The sequence below is a fragment of the Streptomyces sp. NPDC059443 genome (genome assembly GCF_042750105.1).
Classification (GTDB): domain Bacteria; phylum Actinomycetota; class Actinomycetes; order Streptomycetales; family Streptomycetaceae; genus Streptomyces.
In genome coordinates this window covers 33214-51263 of sequence record NZ_JBHYVM010000013.1, presented here as the reverse complement: position 1 = coordinate 51263, position 18050 = coordinate 33214, and the positions used below count along the sequence as shown (strand labels likewise).

Genomic DNA, 18050 nt, shown 5'->3' with positions numbered 1-18050 from the left:
CTGCCGCCCCCGCCCCGCCCGCAGCTGGGCGGGCGCCGCCCCCGGTGGTGTCCCCCGCGCGCGCCCCCGGCGGCGGCGGGGCCCCCCGGGGCGGTGTTACCAGGTCGCGAGGCCCGGTACCGCAGTGTCGATCTCCTCGACGATCTGGGCGGCGATCAGATCGATCTGATCGTCCCAGTAGAAGTGCGCTCCCGGGTAGAGGTGTTCGCCGAGCAGCTGGTCGGCCCCGTCGGACCAGGCCGCCAGCTGGGCCGGAGTCACGACGTGGTCCTCCTCGCCGCCGAAGAGGGAGCAGGGCACGGGGATCCGGGAGCGTCCGGCGGGGCGGGGGCGCCAGCTTTCCACGAGCTGGAAGTCGGCGCGCAGGCGGGGCTCGTAGAGGGCCCAGACCTCGTCGTCTTCCAGGATGGCCGGGGGCAGTCCGCCCATGGCCGCCAGTGCGGTGCGCAGGTCCGGACCGGCCATGGTGTGCAGGGGCTCCCGGGCACCGGGGGGCTCCTCCTCGAACGGGGTCTCGCACGCGGAGATCCCCAGCCAGACCGGAGGTTCGAGGCCTCGCTCGACGGTCTGGAGCGTCAGTTCGTACCCGACGAGCGCGCCCATGCTGTGCCCGAAGAAGGCGAAGGGCGCGTCCATCCAGGGGAGCAGGTCCTCCAGCAGGTAGGCGGCCAGGGCCTCGGTGCTCACCTGTGCCGGCATTCCGCTGAGCGGGCCGCGACCGGGTGCCTCGACGAGGCACACGTCCCAGTCGGCGGGGAAGTGGGAGACCCAGGGGGTGTAGGCGAGGTGGGATCCGCCCGCGTGGTGCAGGACGAACAGGCGCAGTGCCGGGTCGTCGACGGGGCGGGGCCGGATGACGGCGGATACTCGGGTCTTCATCGGGCGGACCTTTCGGTGCGGATCGCGCGCAGCATGCGGGTGAGGACGGTGCTGTCCCCCAGTTCCTCGAACACGGTGTCCGGGTCGGTGTCGAGCAGGGCCTCGACGGTCTGCCGCCACAGCACCGGGTGGTCGATCTGCTCCGCGAGTACGCCGGCCAGCTCGCCGGCGGAGTGCGGGCGGGCCGTGCGGTTCGCGATGACGGGAAAGGCCGGGGCCGCGAAGGGCGTGCGGCTCAGCAGGCGGCCGAACTCCTCGGCCGCGGCGGACATGTGGCCGGTGTGGAACGGGCCGCTGACCGGCAGTCGGCGTACGCTGCGGGCGCCGGAGTCCTTGAGGAGGGCGGCGGCCGTGTCCAGCTTGGCGACCGGGCCCCCGATGATGGTCTGGTCGGCGGTGTTGTGGTTGGCCACCTCGACGGCTTCGAGCCCGGCCCGACGCAGCAGCAGCCGGATCACCGCCTCGTCCATGCCGATGACCGCGCACATGCCGCCGCCCGCGACCCGGGACATGGCTTCGGCCCGGGCCGCGACCAGGCGCAGTCCTTCGGCGAAGCCGAACACCCCGGCCGCCGCGAGGGCGTTGTACTCGCCGAGGCTGTGGCCGACGGCGGCGTCCGGAGCGGGCTTGCCGTCGGCGCGTGCGGCGGCGTAGGCGAGCGCGTTGACCACGTAGACCGCGGGCTGGGTGAACCTGGTCTGCCCGAGCCTCTCCTGCGGGTCCCGCAGGCACAGCTCGCCGACGGAGTATCCGAGGACCCGGTCGGCTTCGGCGACTTGGTCGGGGAAGCGGGCGAAGAGCTCGCCGCCCATGCCCACGCGCTGCGAGCCCTGGCCCGGGAACATGTACACGAGGGTCACAGCCGCCCCTCTCGTGGCGTGAACGCGCTGTCGGCGAAGGTCAGCGCGGGCCGGTCGCAGAGCACGCCGAACGTTTCGACGCGGCCCACCAGCAGGGTGTGGTCCCCGGCCCGGCGGGCTTCCTCCACCGCGCAGTCGAAGTAGGCGACGCCGTCGAGGAGGATGGGCGCGCCCGAGTACGGGGCGGGTCGCCAGGGGCGGCCGGTGAAGGCCTCGGCGCCGGCCGGGCGGGCCGGGTTGGCGAACCAGCGCGCGTCGTCCTCCTGGGTGTCGGACAGCACGCTGACGGTGAAGGCCGAGGACGCCAGGATCTTGTCGTGCAGCCGGGAGCGGCGCCCGAGGGCGACGAGGACCAGGCAGGGGTCCATCGAGACGGTCGTGAAGGAGTTCACCGTCGTACCGTGGGGCCGGCCCTGGTCGAGCGTGGTGACGACGGTGACGCCGGTCGGGAAGCGGCCCGCGGTGCGCCGGAAGCGGCGGCCGGGCGCCTCGGCGTCGGGACCGGCCGCGCCGGATGCGCAGGTGGTGGATGTGGCGGGGCGGGATGCGGAGTGGGGCTTGTCGGCCACCGCCGAGAGCGGTCCTTGGGCGGTCATGCGCTGATCCTCCGGAGCTCATCGAGGGTGTCGAGCCCGTCGAGGACCACCTTGGCGGGCAGGCCGAAGTCGATGAGGCAGGCGATCTCGTCCACCCCGAGGTCCTTCAGCCGCTCCACGACCCGCGCGGCCTTGGGGACCGTGCCCAGCAGCGCGCCGTCCTCGTAATACCGGTCGAAGGCCCGCGCGGCAAGGAAGTCGAGGTCCTTGTCGCGGAGTTTGGCCGGGTCGACGCGGCGGGCACTGCCGTGCGCCTGTGAGCCGAGGAGCAGGTTGACGGAGGTGCGCAGGTAGGCCGTGAGCGGATCGCGCACGAGGGTGCGAGCGGCTTCCTCGTCCTGGTCCAGATACGTGTGGGCCATGACCACGACGTGCCCGGTGGACCCGTCCGCGCCGGGACGGGCCGCGTACGCCTCGCGGTATGCGGCGATCTTGCCGGCGAGCTCGTCGATGTCCTGGCCCAGCAGATGGGTCAGGATTCCCGCGCCCAGGGCGCCGGCGTTGCGGAAGGTCTCGACTCCTCCCGCGCTGGTGATCCACACGGGCAGCTCGGACTGGACCGCGCGGGGGAAGGAGCGGACCCGCTGCGGGGCGCCGCTGCCGTCGAGCACCTCGATCTCCTCTCCGCGCCACAGTCCGCGGACCGTGCGGACGGAGTCGAGGAGCACGTCGCGGCGGTTCTCGTAGGCCTCGGGGCGCAGCGCGAAGTCGGTGGCGTGCCAGCCGGAGGCGAAGGCGAGGCCCACGCGGCCGCCGGAGATGTTGTCGACGACCGACCACTCCTCCGCGATGCGCAGGGGGTGGTGGAGCGGGGCGACGACGCTGCCGGCGCGGATGGCGACGCGGCTGGTGACGGCCGCGATGGCCGCGCCGGTCACGGCCGGGTTGGGATAGAGGCCGCCGAAGGCGTGGAAGTGCCGCTCGGGCGTCCACACCGCGGTGAAGTCGTGGGTGTCGGCGAACCGGGCGCCCTCAAGGACCAGGTCGTACCGGTTCCCGTCGTCCGCCGCCGTGCTGTCGTTGCCGAAGTAGAACAGGCTGAAGTCCATGCTTCTCTCTCTGTACGCGGGGCCCGCGCCGAGCGCGGTCGCCCCCGGGAACGCCTCGGTCAGGCCGGGGCGGGCGCCGCTCGCGGCGCCTCTTTCCCGGGCTGGGGATCGGGCTGGGGATCGGGCTGGGGATCGGGCTGGGGATCGGGCTCGGTGGCGCGGGTGCTCTGCGCCCAGCGAGCGACGGCCGGTGTGGCCAGGCCGCCGGCCAGCAGGACGGCGCCGAAGAGCGCCCATCCCGGCCAGCCCCAGCCGATGATCACGACGGTGGTCAGGGCCGGGGTGACGGCGCCGCCGACGCGCTGGGCCAGGTTGAACATGCCCTGGTACTGGCCGTGGGCGTTCGAGGGCGAGAGCTCGTACGACAGGGCCCAGGATCCGGCCGAGTGCAGCATCTCCCCGCATACGTGGACCACGGCGCCGACGACCAGGCAGACGGCCGCGACCCAGGCGGGCTGCCCGGCGGACAGCGCGAAGCAGGCGCAGCAGACGGCCAGCAGGATGCCGGCCCTGCGCATCGCGCGGGCTCCGCCCGGGACGTCCTCGGAGCCCTTGCTCATGCGCACTTGGAACAGCACGCACATCGCGGTGTTGATGAAGATCAGCCCGGCGAAGAGCGAAACCGGTGCGTCGGTCCGCTCCGCGATCCAGAGGGGCAGCGCTACCGTCAGCAGCGCGTCGGTGCCCAGGACCAGTACGGCGTTGAGCACGGCTACCACCACGAACGGGATGTCGCGCAGGACGTTCCGGCGCTCCTCCCCCGGACTCCCGCCGCCGGCCCGGGTCCGGGGCAGCGGCAGGCACATCAGCCCGGCGGCGACGAACAGCACGCCGGCGGCGGCGAGCAGGACACGGTAGAGGGCGGCCGAGTCGGCGGCGAGGGCGGTGCCGCCGAGCAGGGTGCCCAGGGACAGGCCGACGTTGATGACGGACTGCAGGTAGGCCCGGGCCGGGACCCGCTCGGCCGGCGGCAGGGCCTCGGCGATGAGCGCGCCGCGGGCCGCGGCGCCGCCGGCATCGGCCATCGAAGCGAGCGCGACGACGAGGAGGAAGCCGGAGAATCCGCCGGTCAGGGCGTAGCAGCAGACGATGACGCCCTGGACCACGCCGAACACGACGGAGGTGGTGCGCGAGCCGAACCGGTCGGAGAGCCGGCCCGCCGGGATGCTGACGAGCATGGCCAGCACGGCGGCGACGGTCATGCCGAGGCCGACGCTCGCGGCGGGGATGCCCACGGCGCGCATGAAGTACAGCACGGTGACGGACAGCAGGAAGCCGTTCGCCACGGTCCGGGCGAGGTTGCTGACCGCCAGCACCCTGACGACGGGCGAGGGCGGCTTGAGGTCACGCAGCAGGGTGGAGAGGGACAGGGCCATGCAGGGTCACCGGGTCCCTTCGGACGTGGCGCGGGTGAACTCCCGGTTCAGGGCCGGGCGGTCGATCTTGCCGTTGGGGTTGAGCGGCATCGTGTCGAGGTGCTCGTAGCGGCGCGGGACCATGTGGACGGGCACCTGCTTGCGCAGCCAGAGCATGATGTCGGTGCCCTTGAGCCGTTCGCCGGTGTAGCAGGCGACGAGTTCGGTCTCGGCGGGCCCGGGGACGGCCAGGACGACGGCGTCGCCCAGGGCGGGGTGGCGGCGCAGGGCGGACTCGATCTCGCCGAGCTCGATGCGGTAGCCGCGCACCTTGACCTGGTTGTCCAGCCGTCCGAGGTGGGTGAGGGTGCCGTGTTCGAGGCGCACCCGGTCGCCGGTGCGGTACCAGTGGGCCGGGGTGAGCGGGGTCTCACCCCGGTAGACCTCGGCGGGGCGGCCGTCGGCGTCGTCGTACGCGAGGAACCTGCCGCGGTCGTCGGCCGGGTCGAGGTAGCCGTCGAAGCGCTGCGAGCCTCGGACGCACAGCTCGCCCTCCTCGGCGGGCAGGCCGTCCTCACCGAGGACGACGTGGTCGAGGAACCCGTAGACCGGGCCGATGGGGATCGTGCCGTTCGAGGTGGCGGGCCACTCTCCGCTGTCCTGCGCGAGCCGGAACTCGGTGCAGGCGACTGTGAGTTCGGTCGGCCCGTAGACGTTCTCGATACGGGCCTTCGGCGCGGCCTCGGCCCACAGCCGGGCCTGCCGCTCCGTCAGCTGCTCGCCGATGAAGATCCCGTACCGCAGGTCGGCCGCCTCGCCCGCCGGCAGCTTGCCCAGGCTCGCGGAGACCGAGACGACCGACGGCACCGAGAACCAGTGTGTGACGGACCGCTCGACGACGTACCGGATCGGTTCCAGCAGTTCGGTGCGTTGCGGGACCACCAGGGTCGCGCCGCCGCCCCAGGTGACGAACAGGTCGAAGACGGAGGGGTCGAAGGTCAGGTCGAAGGTGTGCGAGACCCGGCAGCCCGGCCCCACCTCGAACCGCTCGATGTTGTGCGCGATGTACGGGGCGAGGTTGCGGTGCTTGATCGGCACGCCCTTGGGGCGGCCGGTGGAGCCGGAGGTGAACAGGATGTAGGCGGTGTCCGCGGGTGTGGCGGTGCGCGGCGGCAGCGCGGACGCGTCGGCCGCCAGGGCCTCGGTGTCGGCGTCGGTCAGGCGCAGCAGGACGGGGCCGGCGGCGGAAGCGCCGGTCGGGTCGGCGGACGCGCCGCCGCCGACCGCTTCGCGGATCGGGCCCGCGCCCTTGAGCTGCACCGATCCCCCCTCGTCGGCGAGCAGTACGTCGGCCCGGGCCAGCTCCCACACCGAGCGGTTGCGGCCCACCGGGTAGCCGGGGTTGAGCGGGGTGACGGTGGCGCCCAGGCGCAGAGCCGCCAGGTAGCCGGCGAAGGCGGTGAGGCTGCGGGAGGCGAGGAGGGCGATCCGGGCCGGTGCGCTGCCGCCGTTGGCGCGCAGCACGGCGCCCGCGACGGCCGCCGCGCGCTCGTCGAGCGACCGGTAGCTGTAGGTCTTCCCGAGGACCTCCAGGGCGGGTTCGTCGGGGTAGGCCGCCAGCGAGCGCGCGAACCAGTCGTACAGCGTGTGGTCGTGGAGCGGGAGTTCGGTCAGTTCGTTCATCGGGATCCTTGGGGCGTGCTGAGCAGGTCCGCATAGGCGGCGTGGTGCGCGGAGGCGAAGTCGAGGCTGTTCAGGAGGGATTCGGCGGTGGGCTTGGGGTCGTGGCCGCCCTGGCGCAGCCAGGACTGCCACGCCTGCGCCTCGACGCTGCCCGTGCCGAGGACCAGCCGGCCCAGGCCGCGCGGCGCCAGCGGGTCGAGGGCCTCGTTCTCCTGGTCGAGGGCGCGGAGCGAGACCTCGCGCTGCCACTGTCGTTCGGTCACGGCCCGCGTCGGCCGGTCGGCTGCCGAGAGCAGGTCGAACAGGTGCTGCGCGGTGACGGTCTCCTCCCCCACCAGGTGGTACGCGCGGCCCTCCGAGGCGGGCGAGACGGTGAGCTGCGCGATGGCGCGGGCCGCGAGGTCCACGGGGCTCACGGCCAGGGGCCGTTCGTCGCGCGGATGCGTGCCCACGGCGAGCCCGCCCGCGATGAGCCTCCACAGCGGGTGCTCCGGGTCGCAGGCACCGGAGGCGCTGTCGCCGAGCAGCAGACCGGTACGGAAGACCCGGACCCGCATGCCGTCCTGTTCGGCGCGCTCCACCAGCCGCTCGGCGACCCAGGCGGCGACCGCGCCACCCGGCATCCCGGGCCGCAGCGGCTGTTCCCGCGTCTCCTCGATGCGCGCTCCGGCGCCGAGGCCGGAGCCGCAGGCGCTGAGCGTGGAGAGCAGGGTGAGGTCGTTGATGCCCTGGCCGCGCATCCAGGCGAGCAGCCGGGCGAGCGGCAGTACGGTGTCCTCGCGCAGCTGCTCGTAGGGGCCGGTCAGGCCGAACGGCGCCGGGGTGTGGACGACGCGGGCGATCCGGGCGGCGAGGGCCGCGTCGCACAGGGCGAGGTCGACGGGGTCCGCGGAGGCGCCGACGGGCAGCACCCGGATCCGGCGCGCGTCGGGTTCGGGCAGCGCGCAGGCGGCCGCCCGGGAACGCAGCAGCTCTCGGCCCTCGGCCTCGTCGTCGACGGGTACGAGGCAGTGGACCGTGCCGGTGGTGCTCCGCAGCAGCTCGTGCAGGACGAACGTGTCGAGGAAGCGGGTCACGCCGGTCATCAGTGTGTCCGTGGCACCGGTACGGGGCCCTGCCGCGACCGGGGTCCCGAGGTCGAGGGCCAGGTCCGTGCCGACGAGGTCCGCCTCGGCCGGCGCCGCCTTGTCCGGGGACTCCGTGCTCATGGAGCGGACTATGGCGGCCATGCGGCGTACGGTCGCCTCGGCGCCGCCGGCCCGGTAGACGTTGACTCCGACGCCGAAGGTCTTCTGGACGGCGCCTTCGATCCGCATGGCGGACAGCGATTCGCCGCCGTGCGGGCCGAACTCGTCGTCCAGCCCGAGCCCGGCATGGCCGAGCACCCGGCGCCACACCGAGAGGATCTCGGCCTCGAACCGGTCGGCACCGGCCGGGGCGCGCTCCCCCGTCGCCTCGGCGGCATCCGCCGGCCCGGCCGGACCCGTGCCCGCGGGGGCGGTGGGCGGTGCGGCGACTGGGGGCAGGGAGTCCAGGGCCCAGTAGCGGTCCCGGGTGAAGGGGTACGTGGGCAGGGGCGTGCGGCGGCCCGTGTCCCCGGCCAGCGCCTCCCAGTCCACTTCGGCTCCGTGCAGCCAGGCGGCGGTGACCGCCTCCTCGATCCGCTCGGCCTCGTCCCCGGGGCCGTCCAGCGGCAGTACGTGGCGCCCCTCGCCGGGTTCGCCGTGGCCGATCAGGATCGTGAAGCGGTCCGGGCGGGGCGGCTGCGCCGGGTCGGCCGCGATGTCGGCACGTCCCCGGAAGGCGGCGCCGAGCCTGGCCGTCACCTGCGGGTCGACGCCGCCGGCGGGCGGCACGAGGACGACCCGACGGCGCGCCGCGGGCGGTGTTCCGGCGGGTGCGCGCAGGGCCGCGGCCAGGGCCTGGGGGTCGCCGGCGGGGGCCGTGACCACGCGCCGGTGGGGCTGCCCGGTGCGGCCGACCTTCAGGGTGTGGGCGGCGTCGGCGGCCGCGGGTGCTTCCGGCGCTTCCAGGGCCTCGGCCAACTCGGCGGCAACGGCGGCCAGTTCCGCGTCGGTGCGAGCCGACAGCACGAGCCGTACGGTGTCGCGGGCCGGGGCCGGCGCCCGGGTGGGGGCCGGCGGCGGCCCGAGTACCGCGGTGGCGTTGGTGCCGCCGAGTCCCATCGAGTTGACCAGTACGTAGGCCGGGTCCTCGCCCGCGTCGGCACCCTCGGAGGTGATGGTGAAGGGACTGTCGGCCAGCACTCCGGGGTTGCGCGGCCGCTCGAACAGCGGATGCGGGGGCAGGGCGCCGGTACGGGCCACCTGGACGGCCTTGATCAGCCCGGCGATGCCCGCGGCCGGGCCGGCGTGCCCGATGTTCGCCTTGACCGAGCCCAGCGCGCAGTAGCCGGCCGGTGCGGCAGCGGAGCGGGAGAGTCCCGCCCGGATGCCCGCCGTCAGCCCGCGCAGCTCGATCTGGTCGCCGAGCGGGGTGCCGGAGCCGTGGGCCTCCACGTAGCGCAGCTGGTCGCCCCGGACTCCCGCGACGTCCAGCGCGGTGGCGACCACGTCGGCGAGGCCGCCGGGGCTGGGGGCGGTGAATCCGGAGCGGGCCGATCCGTCGTTGCCGACGGCGGTGCCGTGCAGCACCGCGAGGACCGGGTCGCCGTCGCGCAGGGCGTCGGCGAGACGGCGCAGGACCACCACGCCGACCCCGGAGCTGAACGACGTACCGGTGGAGCGGGCGTCGAAGGGGCGGCAGTAGCCGTCCCGGGACTGGAGCCCGCCCGCGTGGTAGCGGTAGCCGAGCATCGGCTCATTGACGGAGGCGCCCCCCGCGAGCGCCATGTCGCATTCGCCGGAGAGCAGGCTGAGGACCGCGTAGTGTACGGCCGTCAGGGAGGAGGAGCAGGCGGTCTGCACACCGATCGACGGCCCGCGCAGCCCGAGCTTGTAGGCGACGCGGGAGGGCAGGAAGTCGCCCAGGCCGCCCAGGTGCAGGGCGACGTCGTCCACGGCGCCCATGACTCCGTCCGTCCAGGCCCGGGAGACCTGGAGGGCTGCCATGTAGGTGCTGGGGCTGCCGCCCGCGAAGACACCCGTGACCAGGTGGCCGCCGCGGGGCGCGTGCCCCGCCGACTCCAGGGCCTGCCAGCAGGCCTCCAGGAAGATCCGCTGCTGGGGGTCGGTGGCCGCGGCCTCCGCCGGCGAATAGCCGAAGAACTCCGCCGCGAAGTCCCCGGCGGCGGGGATGCCCGCCGCTCGCTTGACGTACTCGGGCGAGTCCAGGGTCTCCTGGCTCAGGCCCGCCCCGGCGAGCCGGGCGGTGTCGAGGTCCCTGATGGAGACCCGGCCGTCGGCGATGTTGGCCCAGTACTCCTGGGGGCTCCAGGCATCGGGGAACCGGCAGCCGGTCCCGATGACCGCGATCGCGTCTTCGCCGCTCACGCCGAGCCCTCCTCGGAGACGGCGGCCGAGCCGGCGCCGCGGCCCCGGCCGAGCAGTCCGGCCCGGCCGCGGCCCGCCGGGGCGGTCTGCTCGGAGACGGGCGCGTCGGCAACGGACTCGGCGGCAGCTTCGGTGCCGGTACCGGCGGCGGCCTCCTCGGCGGGCGCCTGCGCGTCTCCCCCGGTGAGGAACTCGATCTGCGCGTCGATCGTGCTGTGCTCGAACAGGTCGGCGGCGTCCAGCTCACGGCCGGTCAGCTCGGACAGCCGCTCCATGAGGACGATGAGCAGCAGCGAGTCGCCGCCCGCGTCGAAGAAGTTGACGTCGTACGGGACGTCACCGGCTTCGAGCACCTCGCTCCACACGGCCGCCACCTGGTCGGCGAGGTCTGCGGAAGAGGCGGTCCCGGCGGGCTGCGTCTGCGAGGGGGTCGTGAGCACGGAATTCTCCAGGTCGTCGATGAGGTCGGTGGCGGCCTGCGCCACGTCGGTGAGGAGCCCGTCGACGGTGTCCGCGTCGAACAGGGCGGTGAGGTACGAGAAGGACATGGCGAAGTGGTCCGGTCCCGCCGTGACGGTCAGCTCCAGTTCGTACTTGGACTTCAGCCGCGGCGGCGTCGCGAACCTCGTACGGGTCCGCGCGTCGAGTACGGGCGGCCGAGCGGGCTCGTTCGCGGTGTTGAGGTACACCGGGGTCACCGCGGGACGGCTGAGGCCCCGGTCGGGGTGCAGGGCGGCGGCCAGTGCGTCGAACGGCATGTCAGGGTGCCGGTAGGCGGCCATCGCCGAGCCCCGGACTCGGGCCAGCGCCTCCCGCCAGCTCGGCTCCCCCCGCAAGTCCGCCCGGACGAGCAAGGTGTTGACGAACATGCCCACCGTCTCGGCCCGGTCCGCGCCGTCGCGGCCCGCCCACGGGAAGGTGAAGAGGAAGTCCCGCTGGTCTCCGCGCCGGGCGAGCGACGCGGCGAGCAGTACGGCCGCGACCATGAAGGAGGTACAGCGCTCCCCGGCCGCGAGTTCGGCCAGCCGGGCAGCCTGTGCGGGGTCCAGTTCCAGTTCCCGTGTGCCCGCCTCCACGGACTGGCTCTTCCCGCGCGGCCGGTCGTACGGCAGCCCGATGTCGGTGGGCGCGCCGGCCAGGCCCCCGAGCAGTTCTTCCAGAGCCGCCTCGTCGGGGGCGTCGGCGTACCGTACGGCGGCCGGGTGCCCGGGGAGCGTCAGGCCGACGGGGTCCGGGCCGACCGGGCTGTCCGCCCCGTCCGCGCCGTCCGCGCCGTTCAGCGACCGGTAGAGCGTGGCGACGTCGCCCAGGACCAGGTCCAGCGACCAGCCGTCGGAGACGATGTGGTGCACTCCGTAGACGAGCAGGGTGCGTTCGGGACCGAGTGCGATCACCGCTCCGCGCGCCGGGGCCTCACGGGCCAGGTCGAACGGTGTCCAGCAGATCTCGGCGATCCGCTCCTCGCGCTCTTCGGCGCTCCATCCGGCGCCGTCGGCGAGGACCACCTCCGGCGCGGAGCCGTCGGTCCGGTAGAGCACCCGGCGGGCCTTCGCGTCCAGCCGGAAGCGGGAGCGCAGCCCCGGGTGCCGGGCCAGAGCCCGGGCGAAGGCCGTGCGCAGCGCCTGCCGGTCCACGGGTCCGTCGATCTCCACGACACTGGGTGCCAGGTAGGAGGTCCGCAGCGCGCGGATCCGGTCGATGGCCCACATGCGCTGCTGTACGGGGCTTGCGGGGTGCTCGGCCTCCGGATCGATGGACGCGGCCGCGGTGGCGGACGGCGCCGTTCGTGCCTCTGCCACGCAGCGGGCGAGCCCTGCCACGGTGGGGTCGGCGAGGAAGCCGCGCAGGGGTACCGGGACGCCCCAGCGACGTTCGGCCTCCGCGAGCATCCGTACCGCCAGCAGCGAGTGACCGCCCAGGGTGAAGAAGTCGGCGTCGGGACCGAGCGCGTCTGCGGCCACACCCTGCCCCGGGTCCCGGCCGTGCGGCCGGGCGAGGACGGCGGCCATGAGCTCAGCAGCCTGGCGCTGGGCCTCGGTCAGCTCCGCCGGCCGCTCCTCGGCCATGGTCAGCGGGCGGTCCCGCAACGCCGCGAGGGCGGTGAAGTCGACCTTGTCGTTGATGGTGCGCGGTACGGAGTCGACGACGTACACCGCGCTCGGGAGTACGGCCGCGGGAAGCCACCGCAACAGGGGGCGCAGGAGTTCCCCGTGGGACGGCGGGGCGGCCATGGCTGCCTCGCTCAGCGCGACGTAGGCGACGAGGGCCGGCGGGTTGCCGGTGGCGTGGACGGCTGCCGCCGCGACCGCGGGGTTCTCTTCCAGCAGGCGCGTGACCTCGCCGGGCTCGATGCGGTTGCCGAGGATCTTCAGCTGGTCGTCGGCGCGACCCAGGTAGCCGATCCGGCCGTCCTCGCGCAGGACCACGCGGTCGCCGGTCCGGTACATCCGGGCCTCGGGGCCCTCGTGGAAGCGGGCGGCGTGCGGATCGGGGAGGAAGGCGGCCTCGGTCAGGTCGGGGCGGCCGAGGTAGCCGATGGCCACGCCGGTGCCGGCGACGTACAGCTCGCCGGGGACGCCCGGGGGCAGTTCCTCCCCGTGCGGGCCGAGGATGTAGGCGCGGGTGCCGGGCAGCGGGAGGCCGATCGCCGGTGCCTGCTCGTCGGCGGGGTCGACGTGGGAGTACGTGCTGTTGCAGGAGCCCTCGGTGGGGCCGTACACGTTGACGATCTCGGTGCCCCAGCGGGTCGCGCACTCGGCGGCGAGCCGGCGCGGGAGCGCCTCGCCGCCGGAGTACAGGGCCCGCAGAGTGGTGCCCCCGTGCGATTCCTGGTCGGCCTCCAGCATCGCGTGCAGCAGGCTGGGCGTCACCGAACCGGCGACCGTGGCTCCGTGCGGGCCGCGCACCAGGCTCAGCAGGGCACGCGGGTCGCGGCGCTCGACGTCGTCGGCGATGACCAGTCGGGCGCCGGCCAGCAGGGCCTCGACCACGTTGAAGGCCGCCGGGTCGAAGGCGGTGCCGGCCGTGAGCAGCAGCCGGTCCGCCGGTCCGAGCCCGCAGTCGCGGCCCCACCACAGGGCGGTGTTGAGCAGCCCGCGCTGCGGCACGAGCACGCCCTTGGGGCGGCCCGTGGTACCGGAGGTGTAGATGACGGCCGCGGGATCGCCCGGTTCGGCCGCGGACCACGCCGCCGCCTCGAACTCCACGGGCCACGCACGCAGTTCGTCCAGCGCGAGCGGCTTCGCCGCCGTGTCGAGCCCGGCGAGCAGTCCGGCTCCCTGCGGGCACACCAGGACCATGTCGGCGTCGGTCTGCCCGAGGATGTACTCGATCCGGGCGGCCGGGGTCTCCGTCGCGAGCGGCACGAAGGCCGCGCCGGCCCGCAGGACGCCGACCCAGGCGGCCACGAGGGCCGGGCCCCGGGCCGCCAGTACCGGCACGAAGGAGCCGGGGCCGATTCCCGTACCGCGCAGCCCGGCCGCCACGGCCGAGGACCAGGCGTCCAGTTCGCCCCAGGTCAGCCGGGCGCCCGCGCATTCGACGGCGACGGTGTCGGGATCGGCGGCGGCGATGACCTGCTCCAGCGCCTCGGACGCGGTGTGCGCCGGGTAGGGCTCGGGCTCGGCTCCGACCAGCACGCCGTGCGGCAGGGCGCCGTCGGGGCGGGCGGTGACCGGCAGGTCCTTCAGGCGGGTGCGGGGACGGGCCACGGCCTCGGTGAGCAGGGCCGCGTAGCTTTCGGCGAGGCGGCGGGCCGTCTCGGCCGTGTAGCGGCCGGTGTCGTATTCGACGGTGGCCCGCAGTCCGCCGCCCGGCGCGCTCTCCAGCACCAGGGACAGGTCCTGCTTGGCGGTGCCGGTCGGCAGCAGTTCGGGCGGTGCCCAGCGGCCGGAGGGGCCCGCGGCCGGGGCGTTCTGGAGGACGAACCCGATGTCGGCCAGCCCTGCGAGGCCGAGCCGGGCGGCCAGCCGGTCGAACGGCAGCCTCTGGTGGGTGAGCACCCGGAAGGACTCGGCGCGGGAAGCGGTGCACAGCTCGTCGAACCCGGCTTCGGGATCGGGTGCGCAGAGCAGCGGGACGGTGTTGACGAAGAAGCCGACCAGCCCGGACACGGACGGGTGCGGGCGGTTCGCGGCGACCGTGCCGAGCAGGAACTCCTGGCGTCCGCTCCATTTCTGCACCACCGCCTGGAAGGCGGCGAACAGGACCACGAACGGCGTGACCTTGAGGCCGCGGGCGAGTTCCGCGACGGCCGTCTCGACCTCGGCGTCCAGGGTGAAGCGGTGCTGCTCGCCGCGGCGGTCTCCCTCCATGACGCGCTCGCGGGGGGCGGCGGGGGCGAGCGCGAGCTCCTCGCCGGCGGCGCGGGCGATGAGCGCGGCGCGGGCGTCGAGCTGCGCGTCGAGGGCCGGGTCGAGGGAGTTCTCCGCATCCCAGACGGCGAAATCGGCGTATTGGACCGGGAGTTCGGGCAGTTTGGCGTCCGGGGCGCCGGACAGCGCCTGCTCGTAGGCGTGCGCGAGGCCGTCGTAGAGCGCGGGCAGCGACCAGCCGTCGATGGCGATGTGGTGGATGTTCAGGAGCAGGGTGCCCGGGCGGCCCGCTCCCCCCGGCCAGACCGTGGCGCGCAGCGGCGGCTCATCGCTCAGCGCGAACGGCGTCCGGGCGCGGCGCGCCAGTTCGGCCTCGTCGGGCGCGCCGCCGCCGGGGACGACCTCCACTCGGACCGGGCCGGGCGCCGCGATCAGCTGTACCGGCCTGCCTTCGCGGGACACGTAGGTGGTGCGGAGCACCTCGTGGCAGGCTGCGAGTTCTTCCAGGGCCTTGGTCAGGGCCGGTACGTCGATCGGCTCGTGCCACCGGGTGAGCAGGGGAACGTTGTAGACGGGCGAGGCGGGGGCGGATTGGTGGATGAACCAGAGACGCTCCTGGGCCGGCGAGAGGGGCGCGGTGGTGGCCCCCCTGCGTTCGGGGGCGGGCGGGCGCGGTTGCGCCATGGGTGTTTCTCCTTGCGGGTGGTTCACAGTTGGTTCTTCACGGCCGGGGTCTTCACGGCCGGGTTCTTCACGGCTGGGGTCTCTGCTGCTGGGGTCTCTGCGGCTGGGGTCTTCACGCCTGGTCGGCGCCGTGCAAGACGGCGCGGAGCTGTTCGGCCAGGTCGGCGAGGCTCGGGGCGAGCAGGACGTCGGTCGGGTCGAGTGAGGTCCCGAGCTGTTCGGTGAGCCGGAACGCGGCCTGGGTGGCGAGGATCGAGTTGCCGCCGAGGCCGATGAAATCGTCGGTGTCCTCGATCGAGGCGCCCGGGACTCCGAGGAGTTCGGCCCAGGTCTCGATGAGCCGCGAGGTCACCGGATCGCTCTCCCCGGCCCCGGTACGCGCACCGGCATCGGCGGCGTTCGCAGCGCCACCGTCCGCAGGGGACTCGGCGAAGCCGGCCAGCAGCTGCTTGATGCGGGAGCGGTCGGCCTTGCCCGTGGAACCGTAGGGGATCTCGGTCAACGGCAGCCAGCGCGCGGGCAACATGTACGAGGGCAGCCGCTCGGCCAGGGCTTCGGACAGCTCCCGGGCCGGGTCGGAGCCGGAGCCGGAGCCGGACCCATCGGCGACAGCGGGCCGCGGCGGCACGAGGAAGGCGCCGACGAGCCTGGCGGTGTGGCCTTCGCCGTGCTTCTCCACGAACGCGGCCTCGGTCCGGCCGGTGGCGACAGCGGTCTGCTCGACCTCCTCCAGCTCTATGCGGAAGCCCCGCAGCTTCACCTGCCGGTCGGCTCGGCCGACGACCTCGTACGTGCCGTCGGGAAGCTGGCGGACGAGGTCTCCGGTGCGGTAGACGGTCGCGGCGGATCCGTCGCCGCCTTCGTACCGGACGTATGACCGGTCCGTGCGCTCGGGCTGGTTCAGGTAGCCGCTCGTCACGGAGGGTCCGCCCACGCAGAGTTCGGCCGTTTCGCCTGGCGCCACGGGCCGCAGGTCCTCGTCGAGGAGGTACAGCCGGGCCCGGCGCACCGCACGGCCGATGGGGACGCGGCTGCGGCCGGCGAGGGACTCCTCGGTGCACTCGAAGCAGGTGGCGAAGACGGTGGTCTCCGTGGGGCCGTAGATGTTCACCAGCCGCTGCGGGCCTCCTGCGGCGAGCACCCGCAGGGTGGCGGCCAGGTCCAGCTGCTCGCCGCCGACCAGGAGCTCGCGCAGGGTGCCGAGGGCGGCCGGCGCCTCGCGGGCCACCATGTGGAAGAGCGAGGTGGTGAGCAGAGCAGTGCTGATGCGCTCGCTGACGAGCAGGCCGGTCCAGCGCTCCAGGTCGACCTCGACGACGGAGGGCATCACGATGAGCGGGGCGCCAGCGGTGAGCGCGCCCCAGACCTCCCAAGTGAAGGCGTCAAAGGCGGGGTTGGCGAGCTGGGCGACGCGGTCGGCGGCGGTGACGGCTCCGTAGCCGGCATCGGTGACGAGGTCGCGGACGGCGCGGTGCGGCACGACGACGCCCTTGGGGAGCCCGGTCGAGCCCGAGGTGTAGCCGACGCAGAGCGCCTTCTCCTCGTCCACCCGGACGTCCGGGTACCCGTCGTCCGCGGCGGCCCAGCTTGTGGCGCCGCTGACGGCCGGGGCCTCCGGGGCCTCCGGGGCCTCCGGGGCCTCCGGGGCCTCCGGGACGGTCAGCACGACGGTGGCGGCGTCGGTGTCGAGCGGGCGGGTGCGGCGGTCGGCACCCCGGCCCACGACCACGGCCTGGGCCCCGGAGTCCTGGAGGACGGCGGCGACCCGGTCGGCCGGGGCATGGCCGTCGATCGGCAGATAGGCGGCCCCCGCACGGACGATGCCGAGGAGGGCGACGATCAGGTCGGCGCCGCGGTTCAGGTCCACGGCCACCAGTCCGCCGTCGCCGATGCCGTGTCCGGCGAGGACGGCCGCCGTCCGCCCAGCCCGGTCCCAGAGCTGCCGGTACGTCAGCTCGAATCCGGTGCCGGCCTCCCGGACGGCGCAGGCGTGCGGGGAATCCTGGACACGCTCGGCGACAAGGCGGTGGACTCCCCCGATGCCACGCAGCGACGTATCGACGGGCGACGAACCCATGAATCTCCCCAGTGTTCTCGTACCTGATACCCGGAGTTTTCCGGGTGCGCAGTAGCAACGGAACGCCCCGGCAAGGCCAGGGGGCAGCCACCCGAGAGCGCAGTAGGTAAATTCGGACATAACATCCTGATACGTGCGCTACGGAGGCTCTGTTTCCGCAATGCGGAAACTTTGTTCCGCCTACCGGTAGACTATGATCGCGTTCCGGATCTTGTCAACGAGCACATCCCAAGGGAGCCGCAATGAGTGAGAATCGTGTCGCACTGATCACCGGATCGTCATCGGGAATTGGCGCCGCCATCGCCCGGCGATTCGCCTCGGAAGGAATACGGATCGTCGTCAATTCGGCCCGGAGCGAGGCAGCCGGAAAAGAACTGGCGGCGGAACTCCCGGAAGCCGTGTACGTGCGGGGAGACGTGGCCGACGCCCAGGACGCAAAGCGGATCGTCCAAAGTGCGATCGACGCTTACGGGCGGCTGGACATCCTCGTGAACAACGCCGGCACCACCCGGTTCATCCCGCTCGACGACCTCGACGGAGCCGACGCCGACGCCTGGCGGGACATCTTCGAGGTCAACGTGATCGGGGCCTGGCAGATGACCACGGCGGCCACCCCCCACCTGCGCGCCTCCGGAGCCGCTTCCATCGTCAACATCTCTTCGGTGTCGGCCACTCGGGCGCTGGGGAGCTCCATCCCGTACGCCGTCAGCAAGGCGTCGGTCAATCACATGACGCGACTGCTGGCCTCACAGCTCGGCCCCTCGATCCGGGTGAACGCCGTCGCCCCCGGACTCATCGACACGCCCTGGTACGAGGAGGCCGAGGAGGTCTGGCAGAGCTCGCGCGACTGGATCACCGCCAATACTCCGCTGCGCCGTGTGGGAACGCCGGAGGATGTGGCGGAGGCCGCGCTCTATCTGGTTAATGCGGCCTATACGACGGGCGACGTCCTCACCGTGGACGGCGGACGTCACATCGTCTGAGATTCCACCCGAGGGCCTCACCATAAAGGGGCTGCTTCTTTCACGCGCATACGCGGAAGAAGCAGCCCCTTTCTCGTATCGTGAACATCTCATGAACGCCCTGAGGCATCAATCCGGAA

General features: G+C 73.7%; 10 protein-coding genes. 1 reads left to right on the top strand and 9 read right to left on the bottom strand.

The features are described from left to right. Positions 1 to 96: 96 nt before the first annotated feature. The 9 genes from ACFXDJ_RS15095 to ACFXDJ_RS15055 form a co-directional block, all read right to left on the bottom strand. The gene (locus ACFXDJ_RS15095; RefSeq protein WP_384849162.1) at positions 97 to 879 is read right to left on the bottom strand and encodes a thioesterase II family protein; all 783 of its coding nucleotides are present in this window, start codon (positions 877 to 879) and stop codon (positions 97 to 99) included. Further along, positions 876 to 1739 (bottom strand): ACP S-malonyltransferase, encoded by an 864-nt coding sequence (fabD, locus tag ACFXDJ_RS15090; protein WP_384661651.1) that lies wholly within the window; start codon positions 1737 to 1739, stop codon positions 876 to 878. The genes ACFXDJ_RS15095 and fabD overlap by 4 nt, the downstream gene beginning before the upstream one ends. Beyond that, positions 1736 to 2335: a flavin reductase family protein gene (locus ACFXDJ_RS15085; RefSeq protein ID WP_384661653.1), complete on the bottom strand. Its 600-nt coding sequence runs from the start codon at positions 2333 to 2335 to the stop codon at positions 1736 to 1738. The genes fabD and ACFXDJ_RS15085 overlap by 4 nt, the downstream gene beginning before the upstream one ends. After that, the gene (locus ACFXDJ_RS15080; RefSeq protein WP_384661655.1) at positions 2332 to 3384 is read right to left on the bottom strand and encodes a MupA/Atu3671 family FMN-dependent luciferase-like monooxygenase; all 1053 of its coding nucleotides are present in this window, start codon (positions 3382 to 3384) and stop codon (positions 2332 to 2334) included. The genes ACFXDJ_RS15085 and ACFXDJ_RS15080 overlap by 4 nt, the downstream gene beginning before the upstream one ends. Positions 3385 to 3443: 59 nt before the next feature. Further along, entirely contained in the window at positions 3444 to 4760 is a 1317-nt protein-coding gene (locus ACFXDJ_RS15075) for an MFS transporter (RefSeq protein ID WP_384661658.1), read from the bottom strand. Between the two features lie 6 nt (positions 4761 to 4766). Beyond that, a complete protein-coding gene (locus ACFXDJ_RS15070) occupies positions 4767 to 6422 on the bottom strand; it encodes an AMP-binding protein (protein WP_384661661.1) in 1656 nt (551 codons plus the stop codon). Beyond that, the gene (locus ACFXDJ_RS15065; RefSeq protein WP_384849159.1) at positions 6419 to 9874 is read right to left on the bottom strand and encodes a beta-ketoacyl synthase N-terminal-like domain-containing protein; all 3456 of its coding nucleotides are present in this window, start codon (positions 9872 to 9874) and stop codon (positions 6419 to 6421) included. The genes ACFXDJ_RS15070 and ACFXDJ_RS15065 overlap by 4 nt, the downstream gene beginning before the upstream one ends. Beyond that, positions 9871 to 14871: an amino acid adenylation domain-containing protein gene (locus ACFXDJ_RS15060; protein WP_384849157.1), complete on the bottom strand. Its 5001-nt coding sequence runs from the start codon at positions 14869 to 14871 to the stop codon at positions 9871 to 9873. Before ACFXDJ_RS15060 ends, ACFXDJ_RS15065 begins: the two co-directional genes overlap by 4 nt. A gap of 112 nt (positions 14872 to 14983) precedes the next feature. Beyond that, on the bottom strand, positions 14984 to 16948 hold the full coding sequence (locus ACFXDJ_RS15055; protein WP_384652717.1) for a non-ribosomal peptide synthetase: 1965 nt from the start codon (positions 16946 to 16948) through the stop codon (positions 14984 to 14986). A gap of 242 nt (positions 16949 to 17190) precedes the next feature. Between ACFXDJ_RS15055 and ACFXDJ_RS15050 the strand changes: the two genes are divergently transcribed. Further along, positions 17191 to 17931, top strand: coding sequence for an SDR family NAD(P)-dependent oxidoreductase (locus tag ACFXDJ_RS15050; RefSeq protein ID WP_384652715.1), 741 nt, complete (start codon positions 17191 to 17193; stop codon positions 17929 to 17931). Positions 17932 to 18050: the final 119 nt, after the last annotated feature.

Excerpts from the sequence above, each read along its gene's own strand:
- ACFXDJ_RS15095 (WP_384849162.1), bottom strand. The coding sequence starts at position 879 with ATGAAGACCCGAGTATCCGCCGTCATCCGGCCCCGCCCCGTCGACGAC.
- ACFXDJ_RS15085 (WP_384661653.1), bottom strand. The coding sequence starts at position 2,335 with ATGACCGCCCAAGGACCGCTCTCGGCGGTGGCCGACAAGCCCCACTCC.
- ACFXDJ_RS15080 (WP_384661655.1), bottom strand. The coding sequence starts at position 3,384 with ATGGACTTCAGCCTGTTCTACTTCGGCAACGACAGCACGGCGGCGGAC.
- ACFXDJ_RS15075 (WP_384661658.1), bottom strand. The coding sequence starts at position 4,760 with ATGGCCCTGTCCCTCTCCACCCTGCTGCGTGACCTCAAGCCGCCCTCG.
- ACFXDJ_RS15070 (WP_384661661.1), bottom strand. The coding sequence starts at position 6,422 with ATGAACGAACTGACCGAACTCCCGCTCCACGACCACACGCTGTACGAC.
- ACFXDJ_RS15060 (WP_384849157.1), bottom strand. The coding sequence starts at position 14,871 with ATGGCGCAACCGCGCCCGCCCGCCCCCGAACGCAGGGGGGCCACCACC.
- ACFXDJ_RS15055 (WP_384652717.1), bottom strand. The coding sequence starts at position 16,948 with ATGGGTTCGTCGCCCGTCGATACGTCGCTGCGTGGCATCGGGGGAGTC.
- ACFXDJ_RS15050 (WP_384652715.1), top strand. The coding sequence starts at position 17,191 with ATGAGTGAGAATCGTGTCGCACTGATCACCGGATCGTCATCGGGAATT.